18 protein-coding genes are annotated in these 19,746 nt (G+C 48.7%); 9 read left to right on the top strand and 9 right to left on the bottom strand.

The window, feature by feature from the left end:
- Positions 1–61: 61 nt before the first annotated feature.
- The gene (locus GOU96_RS08570; RefSeq protein ID WP_161803575.1) at positions 62–1,396 is read right to left on the bottom strand and encodes a sodium-dependent transporter; all 1,335 of its coding nucleotides are present in this window, start codon (positions 1,394–1,396) and stop codon (positions 62–64) included.
- Positions 1,397–1,769: 373 nt separating this feature from the next.
- Between GOU96_RS08570 and cls the strand changes: the two genes are divergently transcribed.
- Both cls and GOU96_RS08560 read left to right on the top strand, forming a co-directional pair.
- Complete coding sequence (gene cls / locus GOU96_RS08565) at positions 1,770–3,224, top strand: cardiolipin synthase (protein ID WP_000362108.1); 1,455 nt, start codon at positions 1,770–1,772, stop codon at positions 3,222–3,224.
- Positions 3,225–3,316: 92 nt separating this feature from the next.
- Positions 3,317–4,507 carry a cystathionine beta-lyase gene (locus GOU96_RS08560; RefSeq protein WP_267781571.1) on the top strand — a complete coding sequence of 397 codons (1,191 nt, stop codon included), beginning with the start codon at positions 3,317–3,319 and terminating at the stop codon, positions 4,505–4,507.
- Between the two features lie 87 nt (positions 4,508–4,594).
- Here the strand turns inward: GOU96_RS08560 and GOU96_RS08555 are convergent, their stop codons facing one another.
- From GOU96_RS08555 to pspA, 7 genes are all read right to left on the bottom strand, one after another.
- The gene (locus GOU96_RS08555; protein WP_258503490.1) at positions 4,595–5,176 is read right to left on the bottom strand and encodes a DNA-3-methyladenine glycosylase I; all 582 of its coding nucleotides are present in this window, start codon (positions 5,174–5,176) and stop codon (positions 4,595–4,597) included.
- A gap of 86 nt (positions 5,177–5,262) precedes the next feature.
- A complete protein-coding gene (gene vexK / locus GOU96_RS08550) occupies positions 5,263–8,361 on the bottom strand; it encodes an efflux RND transporter permease subunit VexK (RefSeq protein ID WP_267781568.1) in 3,099 nt (1,032 codons plus the stop codon).
- On the bottom strand, positions 8,354–9,433 hold the full coding sequence (locus GOU96_RS08545; RefSeq protein WP_181743315.1) for an efflux RND transporter periplasmic adaptor subunit: 1,080 nt from the start codon (positions 9,431–9,433) through the stop codon (positions 8,354–8,356). The genes vexK and GOU96_RS08545 overlap by 8 nt, the downstream gene beginning before the upstream one ends.
- A gap of 1 nt (position 9,434) precedes the next feature.
- The gene (locus GOU96_RS08540; protein ID WP_001044377.1) at positions 9,435–10,466 is read right to left on the bottom strand and encodes an efflux RND transporter periplasmic adaptor subunit; all 1,032 of its coding nucleotides are present in this window, start codon (positions 10,464–10,466) and stop codon (positions 9,435–9,437) included.
- Between the two features lie 171 nt (positions 10,467–10,637).
- Positions 10,638–11,027, bottom strand: a complete 390-nt coding sequence (gene pspC, locus GOU96_RS08535) for an envelope stress response membrane protein PspC (RefSeq protein WP_000043976.1) — start codon at positions 11,025–11,027, stop codon at positions 10,638–10,640.
- Positions 11,020–11,253 carry an envelope stress response membrane protein PspB gene (gene pspB / locus GOU96_RS08530; RefSeq protein ID WP_071178384.1) on the bottom strand — a complete coding sequence of 78 codons (234 nt, stop codon included), beginning with the start codon at positions 11,251–11,253 and terminating at the stop codon, positions 11,020–11,022. Before pspB ends, pspC begins: the two co-directional genes overlap by 8 nt.
- A gap of 13 nt (positions 11,254–11,266) precedes the next feature.
- Positions 11,267–11,935 carry a phage shock protein PspA gene (pspA, locus tag GOU96_RS08525; protein WP_000511047.1) on the bottom strand — a complete coding sequence of 223 codons (669 nt, stop codon included), beginning with the start codon at positions 11,933–11,935 and terminating at the stop codon, positions 11,267–11,269.
- 209 nt (positions 11,936–12,144) lie between these two features.
- On the opposite strand from pspA, the gene pspF reads away from it, so the two are divergent.
- From pspF to GOU96_RS08490, 7 genes are all read left to right on the top strand, one after another.
- On the top strand, positions 12,145–13,164 hold the full coding sequence (pspF, locus tag GOU96_RS08520; protein WP_267781563.1) for a phage shock protein operon transcriptional activator: 1,020 nt from the start codon (positions 12,145–12,147) through the stop codon (positions 13,162–13,164).
- 152 nt (positions 13,165–13,316) lie between these two features.
- Entirely contained in the window at positions 13,317–14,900 is a 1,584-nt protein-coding gene (locus tag GOU96_RS08515) for an ABC transporter substrate-binding protein (protein ID WP_000173167.1), read from the top strand.
- Complete coding sequence (locus GOU96_RS08510) at positions 14,900–15,862, top strand: ABC transporter permease (RefSeq protein WP_000498492.1); 963 nt, start codon at positions 14,900–14,902, stop codon at positions 15,860–15,862. The genes GOU96_RS08515 and GOU96_RS08510 overlap by 1 nt, the downstream gene beginning before the upstream one ends.
- Positions 15,849–16,736, top strand: coding sequence for a putrescine export ABC transporter permease SapC (sapC, locus tag GOU96_RS08505; RefSeq protein ID WP_000947601.1), 888 nt, complete (start codon positions 15,849–15,851; stop codon positions 16,734–16,736). The genes GOU96_RS08510 and sapC overlap by 14 nt, the downstream gene beginning before the upstream one ends.
- Positions 16,736–17,731, top strand: coding sequence for an oligopeptide/dipeptide ABC transporter ATP-binding protein (locus GOU96_RS08500; protein ID WP_001128845.1), 996 nt, complete (start codon positions 16,736–16,738; stop codon positions 17,729–17,731). The genes sapC and GOU96_RS08500 overlap by 1 nt, the downstream gene beginning before the upstream one ends.
- On the top strand, positions 17,728–18,516 hold the full coding sequence (locus GOU96_RS08495; protein WP_001275032.1) for an ATP-binding cassette domain-containing protein: 789 nt from the start codon (positions 17,728–17,730) through the stop codon (positions 18,514–18,516). The genes GOU96_RS08500 and GOU96_RS08495 overlap by 4 nt, the downstream gene beginning before the upstream one ends.
- Complete coding sequence (locus GOU96_RS08490) at positions 18,517–19,287, top strand: DUF2927 domain-containing protein (protein WP_267781561.1); 771 nt, start codon at positions 18,517–18,519, stop codon at positions 19,285–19,287. It abuts the gene before it with no gap.
- 36 nt (positions 19,288–19,323) lie between these two features.
- Here GOU96_RS08490 and GOU96_RS08485 read toward each other — a convergent pair whose 3' ends face one another.
- The gene (locus GOU96_RS08485; protein WP_000070233.1) at positions 19,324–19,713 is read right to left on the bottom strand and encodes a DUF2750 domain-containing protein; all 390 of its coding nucleotides are present in this window, start codon (positions 19,711–19,713) and stop codon (positions 19,324–19,326) included.
- Positions 19,714–19,746: the final 33 nt, after the last annotated feature.

The following is a 19,746-nucleotide window of genomic DNA, read 5'->3' as shown; positions in this document are numbered from 1 at the left end:
GTCGTTTGGGTATAGTGAGAAGAGAACAGCGGAGCACATAATTGTGAGCCGCTGCCACGGGTTAAGCAAAAAATACCATCAACATCAGAACCGGGCAGACAAGACGCACATACCAAGGCCAGATTTTCCAAAATAGGCTGTTTTCAATGTCAGGGCAGCCTTGTTTCAGTTCCGATAGGATCTGGTTACGATTCCAAATCCAACCCGCAATCAAGGTAATCAAAAGTGCGATGATCGGTTGCGAGTAAACCGTGGTGAAATTAATCACTAAACCAAACAAGCTGGAAAAATTCAGCACAATCACACCGGAAATGATCGTGACCAAACCGCCAATCCATAACACCGCACTAGATCGTTTCTGCTGTAACTCTTCCACTGCGCAAGCGACGGGCACTTCCAACATAGAAATGGAAGAAGTCAATGCGGCAATGATCATCAAAAGGAAGAAGATAATACCAATCACAGCACCTACCGCCCCCATGGTGTCAAACATCGCAGGTAACACGGTAAACACTAAGGTATCAGAATTGAGTAACTCACCGGATGGAGAGAAAATCTCCACACCGTTGTGTTTCGCCACAAACATAGCAGGCAGTACCATCAAGCCAGCAATGAAGGCGACACCCGTATCAATCAAAGCCACTTGCGCTGCGGTTTTCGGCAAATTTGCTTCTTTGTTGAGGTATGAACCATAAGTGGTCATCACACACACACCCAGTGACAGCGAGAAGAAGGCTTGGCCCATCGCGCTAACCACAACATCAGGCGTAAAGTGGCTCAAATCTGGTACCAGATACATTTTGAGTCCATCCAGTGCACCCTCTTGAGTGAAGATGTACACCGTCAGTAAACCAAACAAAACAAATAGCAGTGGCATTAAACGGGTAGACCATTTTTCAATCCCGTTAGCGACACCGTTACGCACCACAAACATGGTCAATACCATGAATGACACCATCAGAATGAGATTTCGCTCAGTACTGAACGAGGTGAGCCACTGACTTGCACTGTCGGCACCAATCAGCGTTAAGCCACTACCAAACAGGGAGCCAACTAGCCAGCCTGCGACGATGGCGTAAAAGCTAAGGATGAGTGACACCACGACCATGCCGATAATACCAAGCAAAATCGCACCCCATTTGCCTTGCGGCCAAACAGAGCGAAATGCACGTATCGGGTTAGATTGACCATAACGCCCAATGGTTAACTCCGCCACCAACATCGGGTAAGCGAGAAGAAAGACCATACAGAGATAAACCAAAAGGAAAACGGCACCACCATTACTGGCAGCTTGAGTTGGGAAGCCCCACACATTGCCAAGCCCCACCGCAGAACCCGCTGCGGCCATAATAAATCCAAATCGAGAGGTGAACTGACCTCTAGAACCACTTGCCATATTTGCTACCAATAAATTGTGTTTGTTTGCTTATGATTGTAGGTGTAAAAATAAAATTACACATGACAAAATCATCACTAACTTTGTAAGTATGGCAAGTAAATCAGTTCAAGAATAAAATTGGAAGCCCGAACAGTCTATTTTGCTATTCACCAGTAATATTTCTGGTGCGTTTGTTTGTTTTTCATCCAAAGCTTGATGTCTTACACTCATTTTTACAAATTAATAACAACAACATCCTACCCATATTCGGACGACTTGCCGTTTCAAGCAGGATAAGCCTAACTATCGTATTAATTTGGCCGGTTCGCTTCCTTCTCTTATGCTTTCGCTTTACTATCCCCTTTGAATATCAGTTTGTTATTGGATAGGCATGGACAAGGTTTATCACTTCCTCACTTTGCTCAGTATCGGCATCTATTGGCTTTTGGTCGCCGGTGTCACGATTCGCGTTGTCTTGAAAAGACGTGCGGTCAGCGTTTCTTTAGCTTGGTTGATGGTGATTTACATCATCCCGTTTGTGGGGGTGCTCTGTTATTTCCTGTTTGGGGAACTCAACCTCGGCCGTAAAAGAGCCGAACGCGCTAAAGAGATGTTCACGCCTTTCGGCCACTGGTTCCGCTCTCTCAATGATTGCCAAGCCCATGTACAAGAAGGGATGGGAGCACATATCTCACGAATTGATGAGCTGTGTAACAACCGGATGGGCATACCCGCACTCAGTGGCAATACCTTATCTTTACTCAACTCTCCAAATGAAATCTTGCACGCCATCATTGATGATATTGAACGCGCCCAGTTTCAAATTCGTATGGTGTTCTACATCTGGCATCCTGGTGGTTTAGCCGATGCCGTTGCTTCGGCCTTGATTCAAGCCTCAAAACGCGGTGTCAACGTCAAACTGTTGCTCGATTCTGCTGGCAGCCCACGTTTTTTCCGTAGCCCTTGGGAAAAAATGATGCGCGATGCCGGGATAGAGGTAGTACAAGCGTTAGAAGTCAGCCCTTGGCGGATCTTCCTGCGTCGGCTAGATCTGCGCCAACATCGCAAAATCATTGTGATTGACGATGAAATCGCCTACACCGGCTCCATGAATATGGTTGACCCTGCCTACTTCAAGCAAAATGCAGGCGTGGGCCAGTGGATCGATATTATGGTTCGAGTGACAGGACCGACCGTGAATGTCCTCTCGGCCATTCATTGCTGGGATTGGGAATTTGAAACCGGCTCACGCATGTTGCCGAAAAATCCTGAATGCCGCCTCGAACCGAATCAGCCTCAGCATCCAATCCAAGTTGTCCCTTCTGGCCCTGGTATGCCTGAGAATTTAATTTCTCAAGTGCTGACGTTAGCGATCAACCAAGCCAATCGCTCAGTCTGCATCACTACACCTTATTTCGTGCCAAGCGCAGATTTGCTGGCCACATTAAAAATGACGGCGCAACGTGGCATCAAAGTCGACATTATTATTCCAAAAAAGAACGACTCGCTCATGGTGCAATGGGCTTCAAGAGCGTTTTACGGCGAATTGCTCGAAGCTGGCGTACAGATCCATGAGTTTGATGGAGGTTTGTTGCACACTAAGTCTGTCGTAATTGACCAGCAGTTCTGTTTAGTAGGGACGGTGAATCTGGATATGCGCAGCTTATGGCTTAACTTTGAGCTTACACTCGCCGTGGATGATCTGGAATTTACTCAACAGATGCATTGGCTGCAGCAGCAGTACATTGATCAGTCTCATTCCGTCGTTTATGCCGAGTGGGAGCAGCGCCCGTGGTACAACCGATTCTTAGAGCGCGTATTTTATCTGTTTAACCCATTACTGTGATTTTCTCACTGAGTGGGGTTGCCATCCGGCACGGCACCATGGTTTAAATAATGGTTTAAATAACGTTTTGTAAAGTCAGACAAGGACAGCAGATGTCAGAAGGTAAAAAGACCCGCCTCGTTACCGCGGGACGCAACAAAAAATGGACACTTGGCGTGGTTAACCCCCCAGTACAACGCGCTTCTACTGTGGTGTTTGATACGGTCGCACAAAAAAACCAAGCGGCGATCAATCGCGCCAACAAAACCCTGTTTTACGGACGTCGTGGCACCACAACTCACTTCGCTTTTCAAGAAGCAATGGTTGAGATTGAAGGCGGCGCAGGTTGCGTGCTCTACCCCTGTGGCGCAGCGGCCATCACCAACGCGATTCTCTCTTTTGTTGCGCAAGGTGACCATATCTTGATGGTCGATACCTGTTACGAACCCACCCGTGACTTTTGTGAGAAAGTCCTGAAAAAACTCGGTGTATCAACCACCTATTATGATCCTATGCTTGGCGAAGGTATCCGCGAGTTGATTCAACCCAATACCAAGGTTCTGTTTACCGAATCACCGGGCTCACTGACCATGGAAGTGCAGGATATTCCGACACTCTCTCGCATCGCTCACGAGCACGACATCGTTGTCATGTTGGATAACACTTGGGCGGCTGGGGTACTGTTCTCACCTTTCGAACATGGCGTCGATATTTCCATTCAAGCCGCGACCAAATACATTGTCGGTCATTCTGATGTGATGCTCGGTACTGCGGTCGTCAATGAGAAGTGTTGGGCACAACTGCGTGAACACAGCTATTTGATGGGACAATATGCCTCACCTGACGATGTGTACATGGCAATGCGTGGACTGCGCACCCTCGATGTACGTTTACGCCAGCATGAACAAAACAGTTTACAGATTGCCCAGTGGTTGCAAACTCGCCCAGAAGTCGATCATGTTCGCCACCCTGCGTTAGCAACCTGTCCGGGGCACGAGTTTTTTGAACGTGATTTTACTGGCGGCAATGGCTTGTTCTCTTTTGTGTTGAAAACGACGCATCCAGAAGCCACAACCGCTCTACTCGATGGCATGCAACACTTCAGCATGGGCTTTTCTTGGGGTGGATTTGAAAGTTTGATCTTAGCCCACGAACCCAAAGCCTTTACCTCTCTTCGCTCAGTCGCGAATCCTCACTTCTGCGGCACTCTGCTCCGGGTTCATATCGGGTTAGAAGATGTCGAAGATTTAATCGCCGATCTGGAAGCGGGTTTTGCGCGCTACAACCAAATCCTGCATGCATAGCAGTTTTTCGTTCCATGATCAAAATAGGGGCTTCATGCCCCTATTTGCTTTGATTTTCCGTATTTTCCCAAACCAGCTCTTGGTAAATCAGAGCTTGTCTGCATGAGAGTGATTGGGACAGCCAACTAAGTGGTCGTCAACCAAACCACACGCTTGCATAAAGGCATAGCAAATTGTTTCGCCCACAAACTTAAAGCCACGCTTTTTCAGAAATCTGCTCATGGCTTTTGATTCTTCCGTTGAGGCGGGGACATCGCACATGCTTACCCAGCGGTTGATTTTGGGTTGACCACCGACAAATTGCCACAACGCGGCGTCTAAAGAGCCGAACTCCTGTTGTAACGCCAAGGCGGCTCGCGCATTCGAGAACACAGAAGCAATTTTGCCGCGATGCTTTACTACATCATACTCGGCAATGATCTGCTCAACATGGCTTTCATCACACTGTGCAAGGCGCTGTAAATCATAACCTAAAAAGGCTTGGCGATACCCTTCGCGCTTTTTCAATACCGTAAGCCAGCTTAATCCCGCTTGCGCCCCTTCCAAGGTAAGAAACTCGAATAGCTTGGTATCATCATGCACAGCTCTGCCCCACTCTTTATCGTGATATTCACGCTCTAAGGGATGGTTCATCGCCCAAGCACATACGCCCTGTTCCGCATTCATCATGCTTATCCTTCTTCGTTCAATGAGCAACGTGGCTCCAAAGAGCCACGTATTTTAAGGTCTCTAATCAGCCTTCACTGACATTATCGCTATTGTGGGACTTTTACATGATGGAATAAGCGATACAGTACCGGCACGACAATCAGAGTCAGTACGGTCGCAAAGCCCAAACCAAACATGATGGTCACCGCCATAGGCCGGAAGAAAATATCCGGCAGCAATGGGATCATACCGAGTATGGTGGTGACTGCCGCCATACAGACGGGGCGAACACGGCTCAAAGACGCATCGACAACCGCCAAATACGGATCTTTGCCAGAGTGCATTTCAATTTCGATCTGATCCAGTAACACAATGCCGTTTTTGAGTAACATACCCGAAAGACTCAAGAAGCCGAGCAAGGCCATAAACCCAAACGGCGTATTCAGCGCCAACAAACCTGTCGTCACCCCGATCACCGCCAAAGGTACTGTCAGCCAAACGATCAGCGACTCCTTCACCGAGTTAAATAAGAATACGGTGATAAGGAACATGAACAAATAACCCAATGGCATGGTTTTAAACAAAGAAGCTTTAGCATCACCGGATGACTCATACTCACCGCCCCATTCAAGGAAATAACCCGGCGGTAAAGGAATGGCTTCAATCTGTGGCTGCAAACGCTGTTGTAACGTGGCCGCGGTTTCTTCGCCTAACAAATCTGGGTCTGCCATCACCGTCAGCATGCGCTTACGATTTTTACGCACAATCAGCGGATCTTCCCAACGCATTTCGTAACCAAGGGTCACTTGCTGCAATGGAATATATTCACTCAGTGCTGGGCTCCAGATTTTCATGCCTTCGATATTACGAATGTCCACCCGCTCTTCTTCCGGCAAACGTGCCACAATCGGCATCAAGGTGGTGCCATCCCGATACACCCCTATGGTTTTACCCGAGAATGACATGGCTAAAAACTCATCCACATCCGCCTTGGTGATCCCATAACGACGCGCTTGGCTTTCATTAAACTGCGGCTCCAACACTTTGGTGCGTTCACGCCAATCGTGGCGTATGTTGTAAGCACCGGGGTCAGCGTACATCACATCCATCACTTGCGCTGCGATACTGCGCAGTACCGTTGGGTCTGAACCTACAATGCGCGCTTCAATTTTGGCTCCGCCACCTGGCCCTAACTCAATCTGTTTCAGCTTGTAGTTAATCTGAGGATAGCGGGCGTCTAAGTGCGCCCGAAAACGCGCCATCAAGGCAGCGAGCTGTTGGTAGTCCGTAACCCGTGTGGTGATCTCACCGTAAGCGGCATAACTTTTCTCTGGTGAGTAAGTCAGCATGAAGCGTTGTAGACCTTTGCCTGCGGTAGTGGTCACGCTGTCGACACTTTCTTGAGCCGACAACCATTTTTCCAGCTCTAATAAAATGGCATCCGTCGCTCGAATGTCCGTCCCTTCAGGCATCCAAACATCGACCATAAACATAGGGGTGGTCGATGATGGGAAGAAAGCTTGTTTCACTTTGGTAAAGCCATACAAACTCGCTGCAAGTCCGAGCACCAACACGCCCATCGTTAGCCAAGCGCGCTTCATACAAAACTCAAGAAATCGGCGATAGACCACAAAGATAAAACCTTGGTAGGGATCACTTTCTTCACCGTTGGCTGGCGCTTTCTGACCACGGAAGAACAGATCGGCAAAAAATGGCGTCAGCGAAATGGCCGTAAACCAACTCAGCATCAGCGAAATAAGCAATACCGTGAACAAGGTTCCACAGTATTCACCCGTTGCATCTTCCGACAGGCCAATGGGTGCAAAGGCAGTCACGGCAATCACTGTCGCCCCGAGCAGTGGCCATTTGGTTTGGGTGACAATGTCCGTTGCCGCTTGCAAGCGCGTTCGGCCTTTCTGCGTGCCAATCAAAATCCCCTCGACCACCACAATCGCATTATCCACCAACATCCCTAAAGCGATAACCAGCGCGCCCAATGAAATACGCTGTAGGTCGATTTTGAAATACTGCATGAAAATGAAGGTGCCCAGTACAGTCAAAAGCAGGATAAGACCAATCAACAGCCCCGAGCGCAGCCCCATAAAGAACAGTAATACGATGATAACGATGGCGACCGCTTGTCCAAGGCTCACCACAAAACCACTGACCGATTTATCGACTTCTTTGGGCTGGCTATACACTTCGGCAATATCAATCCCGATCGGTTGTTGATATTTGAGCTCGGCCAAACGGCGATCGAAACGTTGCCCGACCTCCACCACGTTGACGCCTTGAGCAAACGAGACCCCCACGTTAAGCGCGAGCTTGCCGTTAAAGGTGATAACGTTACTTGGAACTTCCACGTAGCCACGTTTAACTTCGGCCACATCGCGTAGATAAATCAGCCCTTGTGCGCCTCTTTCGCTCAGGATCAGGTCGCCCAATTTCTCCACATCGTCAAACTCACCTGTCGGATGAATGCGAATGTACTCAGAGCCGATCCGGATCGCTCCGGCATCCGAGACTAAGTTTTGTGTCGAGAGCAGATTGAAGACGGTTTGCGGCGAAATCCCCAGCGTGCTGATCCGTTTCATCGAGATCTCGATGAAAACCTGCTCTTGTTGCTGCCCGCTGACTGAGACTTTACTGACGCCATCAATTAACTCCAATTCACGGCGCAGATAATCCACATAATCAAGTAGCTCTTTGTAGCTGTAACCTTCGCCAGTGACCGCCAACAAGATGCCATACACATCACCAAAATCATCGATCACCAAAGGCGGACTCACCCCCGGCGGTAAAGCGCCTTTTAAATCATTCACTTTACGCCGCAGCTCATCCCAGATTTGCGGCAAATCATCCGGGCCATAATTGTTTTTCATTGTTACCGTGATCTGGGATAAACCACGGCTCGAAATCGAATTCACCTCATCGACATAAGTTAATTGCTGAATCGCTTTTTCCAGCGGATAAGTCACTTCCTCTTCCACTTGCTGAGGCGTTGCCCCCGGATAAGAGGTCACCACCATGGCATCTTTAATCGTAAAAGCGGGGTCTTCCAAACGTCCTAAATTAAAAAATGCAGCCGTCCCTCCAATCAAAAAAATCAGCGAAACCATCCAACTGATCACGCGATTATTGATGAAGTAAGCAGCAACACCTTGGTTCTCATTATTTTCTGGCGGGGTCTGCTTCTGTTCACTCATGGCCACGCTCCTCAAGGACTTGTACTTTCATTCCATCTCTCAATCTTGCAACGCCAGCGACCACTAAACGATCTCCCGCGTTAATTCCTTCACTGACTTGAACATGGTTGCGTGACGCTTTCGCTAACCGCACCTGACGTTTGCTCACCGTGTTGTCGTTGTTGAGCAACCAAACATATTGAGCGGTTTTGTCTAACTCATCACCGTCGGCATTAAAAATCGCCTCAATCGGAACACTGATGGTGTTGAGTGGGTTTAGCCCAACATGTTGCCCTTTGGCACTCACTTCAACAGCCATGCCATCCAAGATCAGTTCTTGCTCTGGCATGGGCAGAGAAAGTGTGACAGTAAATGTCCCCGTGGCAGGGTCTGGCTCAGTGGTGAACTCTTTGATACGTGCGGGGTAAACTTGACCACTTGGGACACGCACCACGGTTTCTATCTTCGCCAACTCGCTGGACGTCGGCTGGGTCGCATACAGGCGATCAGGCAGTTGAATCAAGACTTCAACACTATCGATATTGTGAATATTGACGATTTGTTGACCAACCTGAACACTTTCAAACTGCTCGGCGCTGATACGCGAGATGATCCCATCCATCGGTGCACGTAATTGGGTGAAGGAGAGACGAAGTTTCGCCAACTCAAGCTCAGCACGAGCGATTTGGCGCTGCGCAGCAATTTCGTCAAACTGTGATTTGGCTAATAAGCCTTTTTCGACCAGTGGTTGTGAACGCCGATATTGACTATCAATCACGGAAAATCGTGCTTGAGCATTATCGACAGCCAAACGGTAATCGGTCGGCTCAATTTCAGCCAAGATGTCGCCCTGCTTAACGCGAGCGCCCTCTTTGACATGGAACTTACTGATTTCACCTGCCACTCGAAAACTCAAATGAGAACGTTCAGCCGCATTGGCCACCGCCGGAAAAAAGAGCTTATCACTGACTTTTTCACCTGCCTGCGCCACCTTTACTCGCGGTAGCGTATCGCGTTCAAGCTTCGTGGGTTCACTGCATCCTGCGATCAACAGTAAGTGAGCCAACCAAGCGGTGTAACGAATTATTTTCATCTTACAGTCCTCGCTCCTTGACCCATTCACGCACTTTTATGCCCTCGGTCACGCCACTGACACCGGAAATAATGATCCGGTCACCATCATTTAAACCTGTAAGCACTTGGCGTTGTTCATTCAAAGTGACCGCTGCTTTACTGACCAGACCTGCTTCATCGACTCGCCATACGTATTTTCCTCCTTGCTCTGCAAACAATGCAGAAGTGGGGATCACCGTCGCGCTACCACTCGGAGCCATGAGGCTTACACGCCCCGCCATACCCGGCAAAATGCCGACATCATTGGGTCTTTCCATCACCATAGTCACTTTATAGGAGCGGGTTTTGGAATCGGCCTCGGTATCTATCTCTTGAAATTGCAGCGGATATTGGCGGTTAGGGAACGAGTCAAACACCATATGCGCTTCTACACCATCGCGAGAAAAGCGATTAAGCAAATGGTCGGGAAGAAGAAACTGCACTTTGAGCAGTTGATTGGTTTGAATATTCATCACCCCTTGCTTGGCTGCGACATACTCATACTGCTCTGCCGGGATCAGCGAAATGGTGCCATCATAAGGGGCGATCAATTGGGTATAACGCAGATTAGCTTTGGCTTGTTCCCAGGTGGCTTTCGCGGAATTGTGATTGGCTTGAGCTTGGTCGAAATCCTGCTCGGACACGACTTTGTCTTGGCGTAATCGCTGTGCCCGCTGAAATTGCACATCGGCTAATTGAAAATTGGCGTTGGCTTGCTGTTCTAACAACGCATATTCGTCAGGGTTGAGTCTGGCAAGTACCTCACCTTTCTTCACCTCTTGTCCGGCTAAAACATCAATGGTTTGTAGTTGTCCGGGTACACGGAAAGCGAGCACCGCGCGATCGCCAGCCGCCGTAGTGGCTGGAAATTGGCGAGAAAAGGTGTTGTTACCTACGGACACAGTCGTCAATTTAGCTGGCCGCGAATCGGGCTCAGGCACGGGAGGAAGCTCTTTTCCACACCCCACCAGCAAAGTGGAGCAGATAGAAAAGGCCAAAAGGGTTTTGTTCATACCAATTACCTATGCTTAGACATAGCTCAAACATAGGTGAATCAGTGCGTTAACTCCACTCGCGCCATCGATTTTTAACCAAATATTAGCGAAAGTGAGAGCGGCATTTCATACCGCTCAATAATAACTCGCGCCTATCTATTCACTACGATTTGTAATTGGCGCTGGTGACTAGAGTTTGCGAAACTCGCGGTTGACCTTAAACGCTTCGGAGGTGACATACGCCTCCACACCACGAATTCGACTCTCGACTTGGCTGAGATCGCGATCTAGCGTGTGCAACAGCTCTTTTGGTGCTTGCCCTTGTGCCCAAGGTTTGCTTTTCAGCGTATGCGCTTGCTGACTACGAATATCTTCGCGGTACTGCTTCGGTAGCTTCTCCAGCATCAGAGCCATGGCCACATAAGCGACCAGCACTAAAAACGTCCCACCCAGCAAGGCTGCGGTGATCACTAAAATTCGCACCAGCCAAACCTCTAGGCCGAAGTAATTCGCTAACCCTGCACAAACCCCCGCTATTTTGCCGTTATATGGGTCGCGGTACAGCTCGCGTTTACTCATAGCGATTTCTCCAGTTTGGGGTTTCATCGTCCAAGATCCGCTCTAAGGTTTCCACGCGCTCTTGCAAGCGATTTGCCTTATCCGACAGAGTGCGCAGAAGTTGCAGCTCCTCATCCGATAGACCATCCCCGGTTTTGCGTTTACTCCGGTAGTGGAGGATCAGCCACAGCGGTGCAACAAAGATACAAAAAACGATCAATGGCACAGCGATAAAAAATGAGGACATAGTCTACTCCCAATTATTGGTCTGATTTCATCTGAGCTTTAAGCTTGTTGAGCTCTTTTTCAATCTCATCTTGTGCTTGTAGCTCAGCAAATTCTTGCTCTAAAGAGCGCGCTTGGCCTGATTGTGCATAAAGATCGGCTTCTGCTTCCAGCTCATCGACTTTACGCGAGAACTGCTCAAACTTTGCCATCGCTTCTTCGGTACGACCCGCGTGCAAATGACGCTGCACATCGCGACGATGACTTGCCGCTTGGCTACGAATCGCTAACGCTTGCTGTTTCGCACGGGTTTCAGTGATTTTGGTTTCGAGCTTACCAATTTCACCCGTCAGCTTTTCAATGGTTTCTTCGACAAGCGTCTGCTCTGTGTGCAAGCCTTTCAGTACATGTTGCAGTTTCTGCTTCTCGATCAGTGCCGCGCGCGCCAAATCTTCACGTTGTTTAGTCAGCGCCAGCGTCGCTTTGTTCTGCCAATCCTCTAACTGCTGTTCAATCGACTCCACTTTACGCGCCAGCTCTTTTTTATCTGCCATTGCTTTGGCTGAATTGGTACGCACTTCCACTAACGTATCTTCCATCTCCTGAATAATCAGGCGGATCATTTTTTCTGGATCTTCTGCTTTATCCAGTAGCGCGCTGATGTTGGAATTTACGATGTCTGCAAAACGAGAAAAAATACCCATGACGTTTCTCCTATCCTTCAGTGCCAAACACTGAGATTACCGCTGCAGCCCCATGCTGTGCGTTGGTTGCAAAGATAAATCCAAATTACGTGCCAACTTTTAAATCCATATTTTTCAAACAATTACAAATATACCGACTTTTTCACTCAGCATGCTATGATGAAATTCACCAACAGTTGGTCAATTTCACCACTTTGAGGAAATAGAGGATGCAACAGAGCTTGCTCGGAGAGTCACCTGCGTTTTTAGCGGTGTTAGACAAAGTCTCACGTTTAGCGCCGATCGATCGTCCTGTGCTGGTCATTGGCGAGCGCGGAACGGGTAAAGAGTTGATCGCCCAGCGCTTGCACTATTTATCAAAACGTTGGGAACAACCGCTGGTGTCGCTAAACTGCTCAACGCTCAGTGAAGGGCTGATCGATTCAGAGCTGTTTGGCCATGAATCAGGATCGTTTACTGGAGCCAAAGGACGCCATCAAGGACGTTTTGAACGTGCCGAAGGCGGTACGCTGTTTTTGGATGAATTGGCCACTGCACCACTCTCAGTGCAAGAAAAACTGCTACGCGTGATCGAATACGGCCAATATGAACGTGTTGGTGGTAACCAAGTATTAAACGCGAATGTGCGCTTGGTATGTGCAACCAACGCGAATTTACCGCAAATGGCTCAGCAAGGCACATTTCGCGCAGACTTACTGGACCGACTGGCGTTTGACGTGATTCATTTGCCCGCACTTCGCCATCGGCCAGAAGATATTGGGCTGCTTGCCGAACATTTTGCTATTCGCATGTGCCGTGAACTACAAGTGCCACTCTTTGTTGGCTTTAGCCCCAATGCATTACATCAACTGCAAGCCTACTCTTGGCCGGGCAATGTGCGTGAGCTGAAAAACGTGGTGGAGCGCGCGGTGTATCAACATGGACTGAATAGTCAACCAATTGATCAGTTAGTCTTTAACCCGTTCCAATCCAGTGACATTGTCACCGATGTTTCTGAGCAGTTTGACGTTCGCCATACTACCACTCGTAGCAACTTCCATTTGCCTCTTGACTACAAGGCATGGCAGCAACAGTGTGATATTGAGTTGTTACAAGCGGCACTCACGCAAGCGAAATTTAATCAAAAGCACGCCGCGCAGTTGCTGGGACTCAGCTATCATCAATTTCGAGGCATGATGAGAAAGTACCCACAAATGAACAGTGAAAACGCCTCGCCTCACGTTGAGTGATATGCGGTAAATGCGCCTTTTCACTTGGTTTCGTTTGAAAAACAATGGTAAATTAGCGGGATTTTGAGGCTTGCCAGACTCTGGCCAACGCCTCGTGACTGACTCAGATCACTATGAATGCATTATTACGATTTACGCTAGGGCTGTGCAGCATGACTCTGCTGGCAGGCTGCGGAGAAAACATCGACCACAGCAAGATCCGCAGTAGCGGCTTTGTCTACTGTGGTGAAAGTGCACCGAGCACCTTTAATCCGCAGTTGGCGGATAACGATATCACCTCTGATGCACTCGGTCCGCAGATCTACAACACCTTGCTGACGATAGACCCCGAAACACACTTACCCGTTGCCAGTTTAGCCAGTAGCTGGACCGTCAATAGCACCGGACTTGAGTATGTGTTTAAGCTGCGTCCCGATGTCGCGTTTCAAACCACTCCTTGGTTTAGCCCGACACGTCCCCTCAATGCCGATGACGTCGTGTTCAGTTTTCGACGCATTATTGATCCGACCAATCCTTACCACAAAGTAGGCCAAACTCAATATCCTTGGTTTAAAGGCATTGATTTTCAGAATCTATTGGTTGATGTCAGCGCGCTCGATGACTTAACCGTAAAGTTTGTCCTTAGCCGGCCTGATAACAGTTTTTTATCCAACATTGCCACCAGCCACGCGGTGATTCTGTCATTGGAATACGCCAATCAGCTCATCATTGATGATGAAAAAGAGAAGCTGGATAACCTTCCACTGGGTACTGGGCCTTTTTACCTTGCCGAATACCATCCGCGCGATTTAATTCGTTTGAAGCGTCATCCCCAATATTGGGAAGGTGCGGCAAAAGTCGAGCAAGTGGTGTTTGATATTTCACAACGTGGGACTGGCATGCTGGCCAAATTGCTGCGCAATGAATGTGATGTGCTCAATGCACCGATTTCCAGCCAACTGCCTGCGATTGAAAAGAACCCAGATATTGTGCTGCAAACCACACCTGCGATGAATGTGGCCTTTATCGCGGTGAACACTCAACATCCTGCGTTAAATGACAATCGCGTGCGTAAAGCACTCAATTTCGCGATTAATCGACAAAATATCTTAGATTCTGTCTATTACGGCACCGGAAGCATTGCTTTTACCATCTTGCCCCCCACCTCTTGGGCCTATCAGCAAGATACGGCGCAGATTCGCTACGATCGCAACTACGCGCAAGCTTTGCTGCGTGAGGCTGGATTTGCAACGGGTCTGGAGCTGACCATGTCAGTGCCTGTAGAGCCGAAAGCGTACAATCCTAGCCCGCGCAAAACGGCAGAGCTGATCCAAGCGAATCTCGCCGACATTGGGGTGACATTACGCCTCATCAGTGAAGATCGCTCAGAGCGCCAAGAGCTGAGTATACGCAACAATATTGACCTGTACTTAAGTGGCTGGACGGGAGATACGGGTGACCCGGATAACTTCTTACGCCCTTTACTCTCTTGTGATTCCAACCGTGCAGGTCTCAACGTCTCCATGTGGTGCGACAGTGATTTTGATTTTCTGTTGGACTTGGCACTGGAAGCCAATAAACCGCGCTATCGCCTCAATCTGTATCATCAGGCGCAAAACATCCTCAATCAGGAGTTTCCGGTGATTCCTCTCGCCCACGGCATACAGTTTACCGCTTATAGCAAATCATTAACGGGCATTCGCATTAGTCCATTTAATGTCCAACCGTTTAATACTGTCGAGAGGGTGGCCGAGTAATGTTCGTCTATACGGTCCGTAAATTTAATTTATTTATCATCACCTTGCTTATCTTGACCATGGTCGGCTACAGCTTAGCCAGATTTGACCCGCACTCGCCTTGGACGCTGATCGGCTTTTGGCAAGGATGGTCAAGCTATTTGGTGCAACTGATGGAATTCAACTTTGGCCTCAATAAAAATGGGGTACCGATTATCCATGAGTTACTGGTGGTATTTCCGGCCACCATTGAGCTGTGTACCATCGCGTTTATCCTCTCTTTGCTCGTGGGAATTCCTATCGGAACGCTGGCGGGAATGCGACAAGGAAAATGGCTAGACACCATTATCTCGTTCATTTCAATGTCGGGATATTCTGCCCCTATTTTCTGGCTGGCGCTGATGATGATCATGGCGTTTTCACTGCATTTCCCGGTATTTCCTGTGGCGGGACGCTATGACTTGCTGTATCAAATTGATCACGTTACCGGCTTTGCCCTGATTGATGCCTTTTTGTCTCAATCCCCATACCGAAGCCAAGCGCTGCAAAGTGTGATAGAGCATTTAACGCTGCCCTGCTTAGTGCTGGCGCTGGCGCCGACCACGCAAGTCATCGGCCAAATGCGCGCTTCGGTTGCCGAAGTAATGAACCAAAACTACATCCGTGCCGCCAAAATTAGAGGCTTTTCTAACTATCAAATCGTCACTCAGCACGTTTTACGCAATGCGATTCCGCCGATGATCCCGAAATTTGGCGTTCAACTTTCCAGCATGCTGACCTTAGCCATTATTACCGAATCGATCTTTAACTGGCCGGGTATCGGCCGTTGGTTATTGGATGCATTGGCCAACCGTGATTTCATGTCGATTCAAGCAGGCGTTATCGTTGTCGGTACTCTGGTCTTAACGGCCAATATCCTCTCTGATTTGATTGGCGCAGCAGCTAACCCCTTGGTAAGGAAAGAGTGGTATGTTAAGCGATAGTATTTATCAAGAAGAACATATTCCAACCCAGTTTGAGCGTTTCTGGCGAAGCTTTCGCGCGAATAATCTCGCCATGTTTGGCTTGTGGTCTTTGCTGTTTATTGCATTGGTGACCATTTTGTCGCCTTGGATTGCACCTTATGATCCGCAAATGCACTCCAGCGTATTGCTCCTGCCCCCTTCTTGGGAGCCCGAAGGTACCGTTGATTATTTCCTTGGCACCGATGATCTGGGGCGAGATATCTTGTCTCGCCTGATTGATGGTTCGCTGTTTAGCATAGGTGCTGCCGTCCTGATTACACTGATTGCAACCTTAGTCGGTGGAACCATTGGTGCACTGGCTGGCATGACCAAAGGACTGCTTTCTAGTACCTTAAACCATATTCTCGATACGGTGATGTCTATCCCCTCACTGCTATTGGCGATCATTTTTGTGGCCTTTTTGGGCGCCGGTGAGTTCAACATTTTACTGGCGATTGGTCTGGCACTGATCCCGCGCTTTATTCGCTCCGTGTATGTTGCAGTACACAATGAAGTGGAAAAAGATTATGTCATGGCTGCCCGTCTAGATGGTGCAAATGAATTTTATCTGCTCTGGCATTCCATTTTCCCTAATATTCTGCCCATTATCGTAGCGGAAATTACCATGGCACTCTCGATTGCGATTCTGGATATCACCGCGCTCGGATTTTTAGGGCTTGGTGCGCAATCACCCAGTACAGAGTGGGGAGCGATGCTCGGTGATTCAGTCGAGCTCATCTATATTGCCCCTTGGACAGTGACTCTCCCCGGCTTAGCCATTATGTTTACGGTGGTAGTGATTAACTTGGTCGGCGATGGTGCACGCCAAGCCCTCAATGCGGGAGTCGAATAATGCCGTTACTTGATATTCGTCACTTGACGATTGAGATTGATACTCCACAAGGTCTTGTGAAAGCGGTTGATCGTATGAGCTTGACCATGAATGAAGGGGAAATTCGTGGCTTAGTGGGTGAATCAGGCTCAGGTAAGAGCTTGGTTGCGAAAGCGATTGTTGGTATCTGTAAAGAAAACTGGCGCGTCACGGCTGACCGTATGCGTCTTGGCAATATTGATTTGTTGCAGCTCACCCCGCGTGAACGCCGACGCGTGATCGCACGCGATGTGGCAATGATTTTCCAAGAGCCTTCCACCTGTCTTGATCCATCTGAAGAGGTTGGACGACAACTGATTGAGTCCATCCCATTTCGCACCTTCGAAGGACGCTGGTGGGAACGTTTCACATGGCGGAAAAAGCAGGCGATTGCTTTGCTGCACAAAGTCGGCATCAAAGATCACAAAGACATCATGTCCAGCTACCCTTATGAGCTGACGGATGGCGAGTGTCAGAAAGTGATGATTGCGATGGCCATTGCCGCCAAACCGAAATTGCTGATCGCAGATGAACCCACCAACGACGTGGACCCAATCACTCAATCGCAAATTTTGCGTTTGCTGAGTCGCATGAATCAGGTCAATAACACCTCGATTCTGCTCATCGGCCATGACTTAACCACCATTACTCAGTGGGCGGATCGCATTACGGTTATGTATTGCGGGCAATCGGTGGAATCGGCGGAAACTGCAAAAATTGTGGCAGAGCCAAAGCACCCCTACACCGCAGCGCTGCTGAAAGCCATGCCAGATTTTAGTGACTGGATCCCGCACAAACAGAAATTACAATCTCTCCCCGGCTCAATTCCGCCACTGCAACACTTACCGATTGGCTGCCGCTTAGGGCCACGTTGCCCTTACGCTCAGCGTCAGTGTGTTGAAGTCCCTCATTCACGCTGGGTAAAAAACCATAAATTTTCTTGCCATTTCCCGCTCAACATGGAGTCGCCACAATGAGTGCGCTGTTAGAAGTCACCAATCTGCACAAAGACTTTGTCACTCGCTCAGGCTTTTTACGCAAACAGATCCAACATGCGGTAAAGCCGGTCAGCTTTACTCTTGAAGCAGGACAAACCATTGGTTTTATTGGTCAAAATGGCTCAGGAAAATCCACTCTCGCTCGCATGTTAGCGGGGATGGTTGCACCGACCGGTGGCGAGATCCGCGTCAACGGGGAGTTGTTAGAGCATAAAGACTACTCGACGCGCTGTAAATTGATCCGGATGATTTTCCAAGACCCGAATACCTCGCTTAATCCACGTTTACAGATTGGGACGATTCTGGAAGGGCCGCTGAAACGAAATACCAGCATGACACCAGAAGCGCGAATGCGCCGCGTAAAAGATACGTTGCAACGTGTCGGTTTACTGCCAGAGCATGCTTACTTCTATCCGCAGATGCTGGCGACTGGACAAAAACAGCGTGTCTGCTTGGCTCGTGCGCTCATCTTACAGCCTTCCATCATTATTGCCGATGAGGCGTTGAACGGTCTGGATATGGCGATGCGCTCGCAAATCCTCAATCTGTTTTTGGAACTGCAAGAAGAGATGGGCGTCTCCTTTGTGTATGTATCCCAGCATATCGGAGTGATCAAGCACATCACTGACAAAATCATCGTCATGCATGAAGGAGACGTGGTCGAAGCGGGGGAAACTCACGAAGTGTTGGCGGATCCTCAGCATCCCATCACCCAACGTATGATTGAGAGCCACTTTACCAAGGCTCCCACCTTTAAGTATTGAGTGATGAAAAGAGGGATTGCGCTCGGGCTTCTCACCCTTATTAGCCACTGTACCTTTGGTCAACAGAATTGGCGCGATCCCGCCTTTATTGAACGGGCTTTTCTCAACGTTGCACTGCGTAACGAGTACTCCGCAGGTGAAAAACCACTCAGTAAATGGCGTGAGTCTCTACGCATCTATTTTGATCACCAAGTGCCTGATAAAGCCCTGCATGAGCAATTAGCACGCGATCATGTACAACACCTCGCCCAAGTGACTGGGCACTCGATTCAGGTGGTGACAAACCGTACTGAGGCCAACGTGATTTGGGTGTTCACCCAACAATCAAAGTGGCAACAAGCCTTAGAAGAGTTGGCGGGTAAATCCGCCACCCAAACCATGCATGGTGCAATCTGTCAGGCCAATTATTCCACCAATTCGGCCTCTGAGATTGTTGCGGCTTCAGTCGTGATTCCGGTCGATCAAGCTCGTGACCATGGCAAACTGCTGGCGTGTATTGTCGAGGAGATCACTCAGGTGATGGGATTACCCAATGATTCAGAGCTCGCCTACCCTTCGATCTTTAACGATAAAACGCCGGAAGATTTGCTGTCCCCATTGGATGTGATTTTACTCAAGCTGCTCTACGAACCTGAATTAAGCAGTGGCATGAGGCAACCGCAACTGCAAAGTTTGCTCAAAGCAAAGCTCAAACAGTACGAGCAGCAAGGTGTATTGGAGAATGCGGTGCAAGAAGCGCGTTCTTCACCGCTGTATGAATGGTTGCGCTAGTTTCAGTTTCACCAGCAAAAAATGGCCGACAATAACTTAGCGACGGTTAGCAAGCTTTTTCAGTTCAAAGTCAAACTCATCAGGGAACAAAATCACCCCTTCTTCATTGTCGTTAGGAAAAACCACTACGGATAAATCGTCTTGCTCTAAACCTTGTGTCCAGCGACTAAACCATTTGTTCAAGCCAATCGATTCTGGCTCACACTCAGCCCACTCGCCGGTTGCCCACGCTTGCGCAAATTCACGATGCGGCCATACCGGAACACACTCTTCCTCTTCCGTATTAAGCATTACGCAGCCGTGTTCATCTTTTAAAATCCACACTTGCTGGTTAGCCACAATCTCTTTCAGGCAGTAGTTGAATCGTTGCTCTTGGTCATATTGGTTGATGAGCGCCATTTGCTCTGCGGTTAATGGATTGGACATGTTTTTTTCCTATCAGGATGTGGTTATGTACGC

Origin of the sequence: Vibrio sp. R-1 (assembly GCF_035615595.1) — a bacterium.
GTDB lineage: Bacteria > Pseudomonadota > Gammaproteobacteria > Enterobacterales > Vibrionaceae > Vibrio > Vibrio cholerae.
This window is presented reverse-complemented; position numbering and strand designations above follow the sequence as displayed.

Bases quoted from the DNA above. Each gene is read 5' to 3' on its own strand.
- GOU96_RS08570 (WP_161803575.1), bottom strand. From the start codon at position 1,396: ATGGCAAGTGGTTCTAGAGGTCAGTTCACCTCTCGATTTGGATTTATT.
- cls (WP_000362108.1), top strand. From the start codon at position 1,770: ATGGACAAGGTTTATCACTTCCTCACTTTGCTCAGTATCGGCATCTAT.
- GOU96_RS08560 (WP_267781571.1), top strand. From the start codon at position 3,317: ATGTCAGAAGGTAAAAAGACCCGCCTCGTTACCGCGGGACGCAACAAA.
- GOU96_RS08555 (WP_258503490.1), bottom strand. From the start codon at position 5,176: ATGATGAATGCGGAACAGGGCGTATGTGCTTGGGCGATGAACCATCCC.
- vexK (WP_267781568.1), bottom strand. From the start codon at position 8,361: ATGAGTGAACAGAAGCAGACCCCGCCAGAAAATAATGAGAACCAAGGT.
- GOU96_RS08545 (WP_181743315.1), bottom strand. From the start codon at position 9,433: ATGAAAATAATTCGTTACACCGCTTGGTTGGCTCACTTACTGTTGATC.
- GOU96_RS08540 (WP_001044377.1), bottom strand. From the start codon at position 10,466: ATGAACAAAACCCTTTTGGCCTTTTCTATCTGCTCCACTTTGCTGGTG.
- pspC (WP_000043976.1), bottom strand. From the start codon at position 11,027: ATGAGTAAACGCGAGCTGTACCGCGACCCATATAACGGCAAAATAGCG.
- pspB (WP_071178384.1), bottom strand. From the start codon at position 11,253: ATGTCCTCATTTTTTATCGCTGTGCCATTGATCGTTTTTTGTATCTTT.
- pspA (WP_000511047.1), bottom strand. From the start codon at position 11,935: ATGGGTATTTTTTCTCGTTTTGCAGACATCGTAAATTCCAACATCAGC.
- pspF (WP_267781563.1), top strand. From the start codon at position 12,145: ATGCAACAGAGCTTGCTCGGAGAGTCACCTGCGTTTTTAGCGGTGTTA.
- GOU96_RS08515 (WP_000173167.1), top strand. From the start codon at position 13,317: ATGACTCTGCTGGCAGGCTGCGGAGAAAACATCGACCACAGCAAGATC.
- GOU96_RS08510 (WP_000498492.1), top strand. From the start codon at position 14,900: ATGTTCGTCTATACGGTCCGTAAATTTAATTTATTTATCATCACCTTG.
- sapC (WP_000947601.1), top strand. From the start codon at position 15,849: ATGTTAAGCGATAGTATTTATCAAGAAGAACATATTCCAACCCAGTTT.
- GOU96_RS08500 (WP_001128845.1), top strand. From the start codon at position 16,736: ATGCCGTTACTTGATATTCGTCACTTGACGATTGAGATTGATACTCCA.
- GOU96_RS08495 (WP_001275032.1), top strand. From the start codon at position 17,728: ATGAGTGCGCTGTTAGAAGTCACCAATCTGCACAAAGACTTTGTCACT.
- GOU96_RS08485 (WP_000070233.1), bottom strand. From the start codon at position 19,713: ATGTCCAATCCATTAACCGCAGAGCAAATGGCGCTCATCAACCAATAT.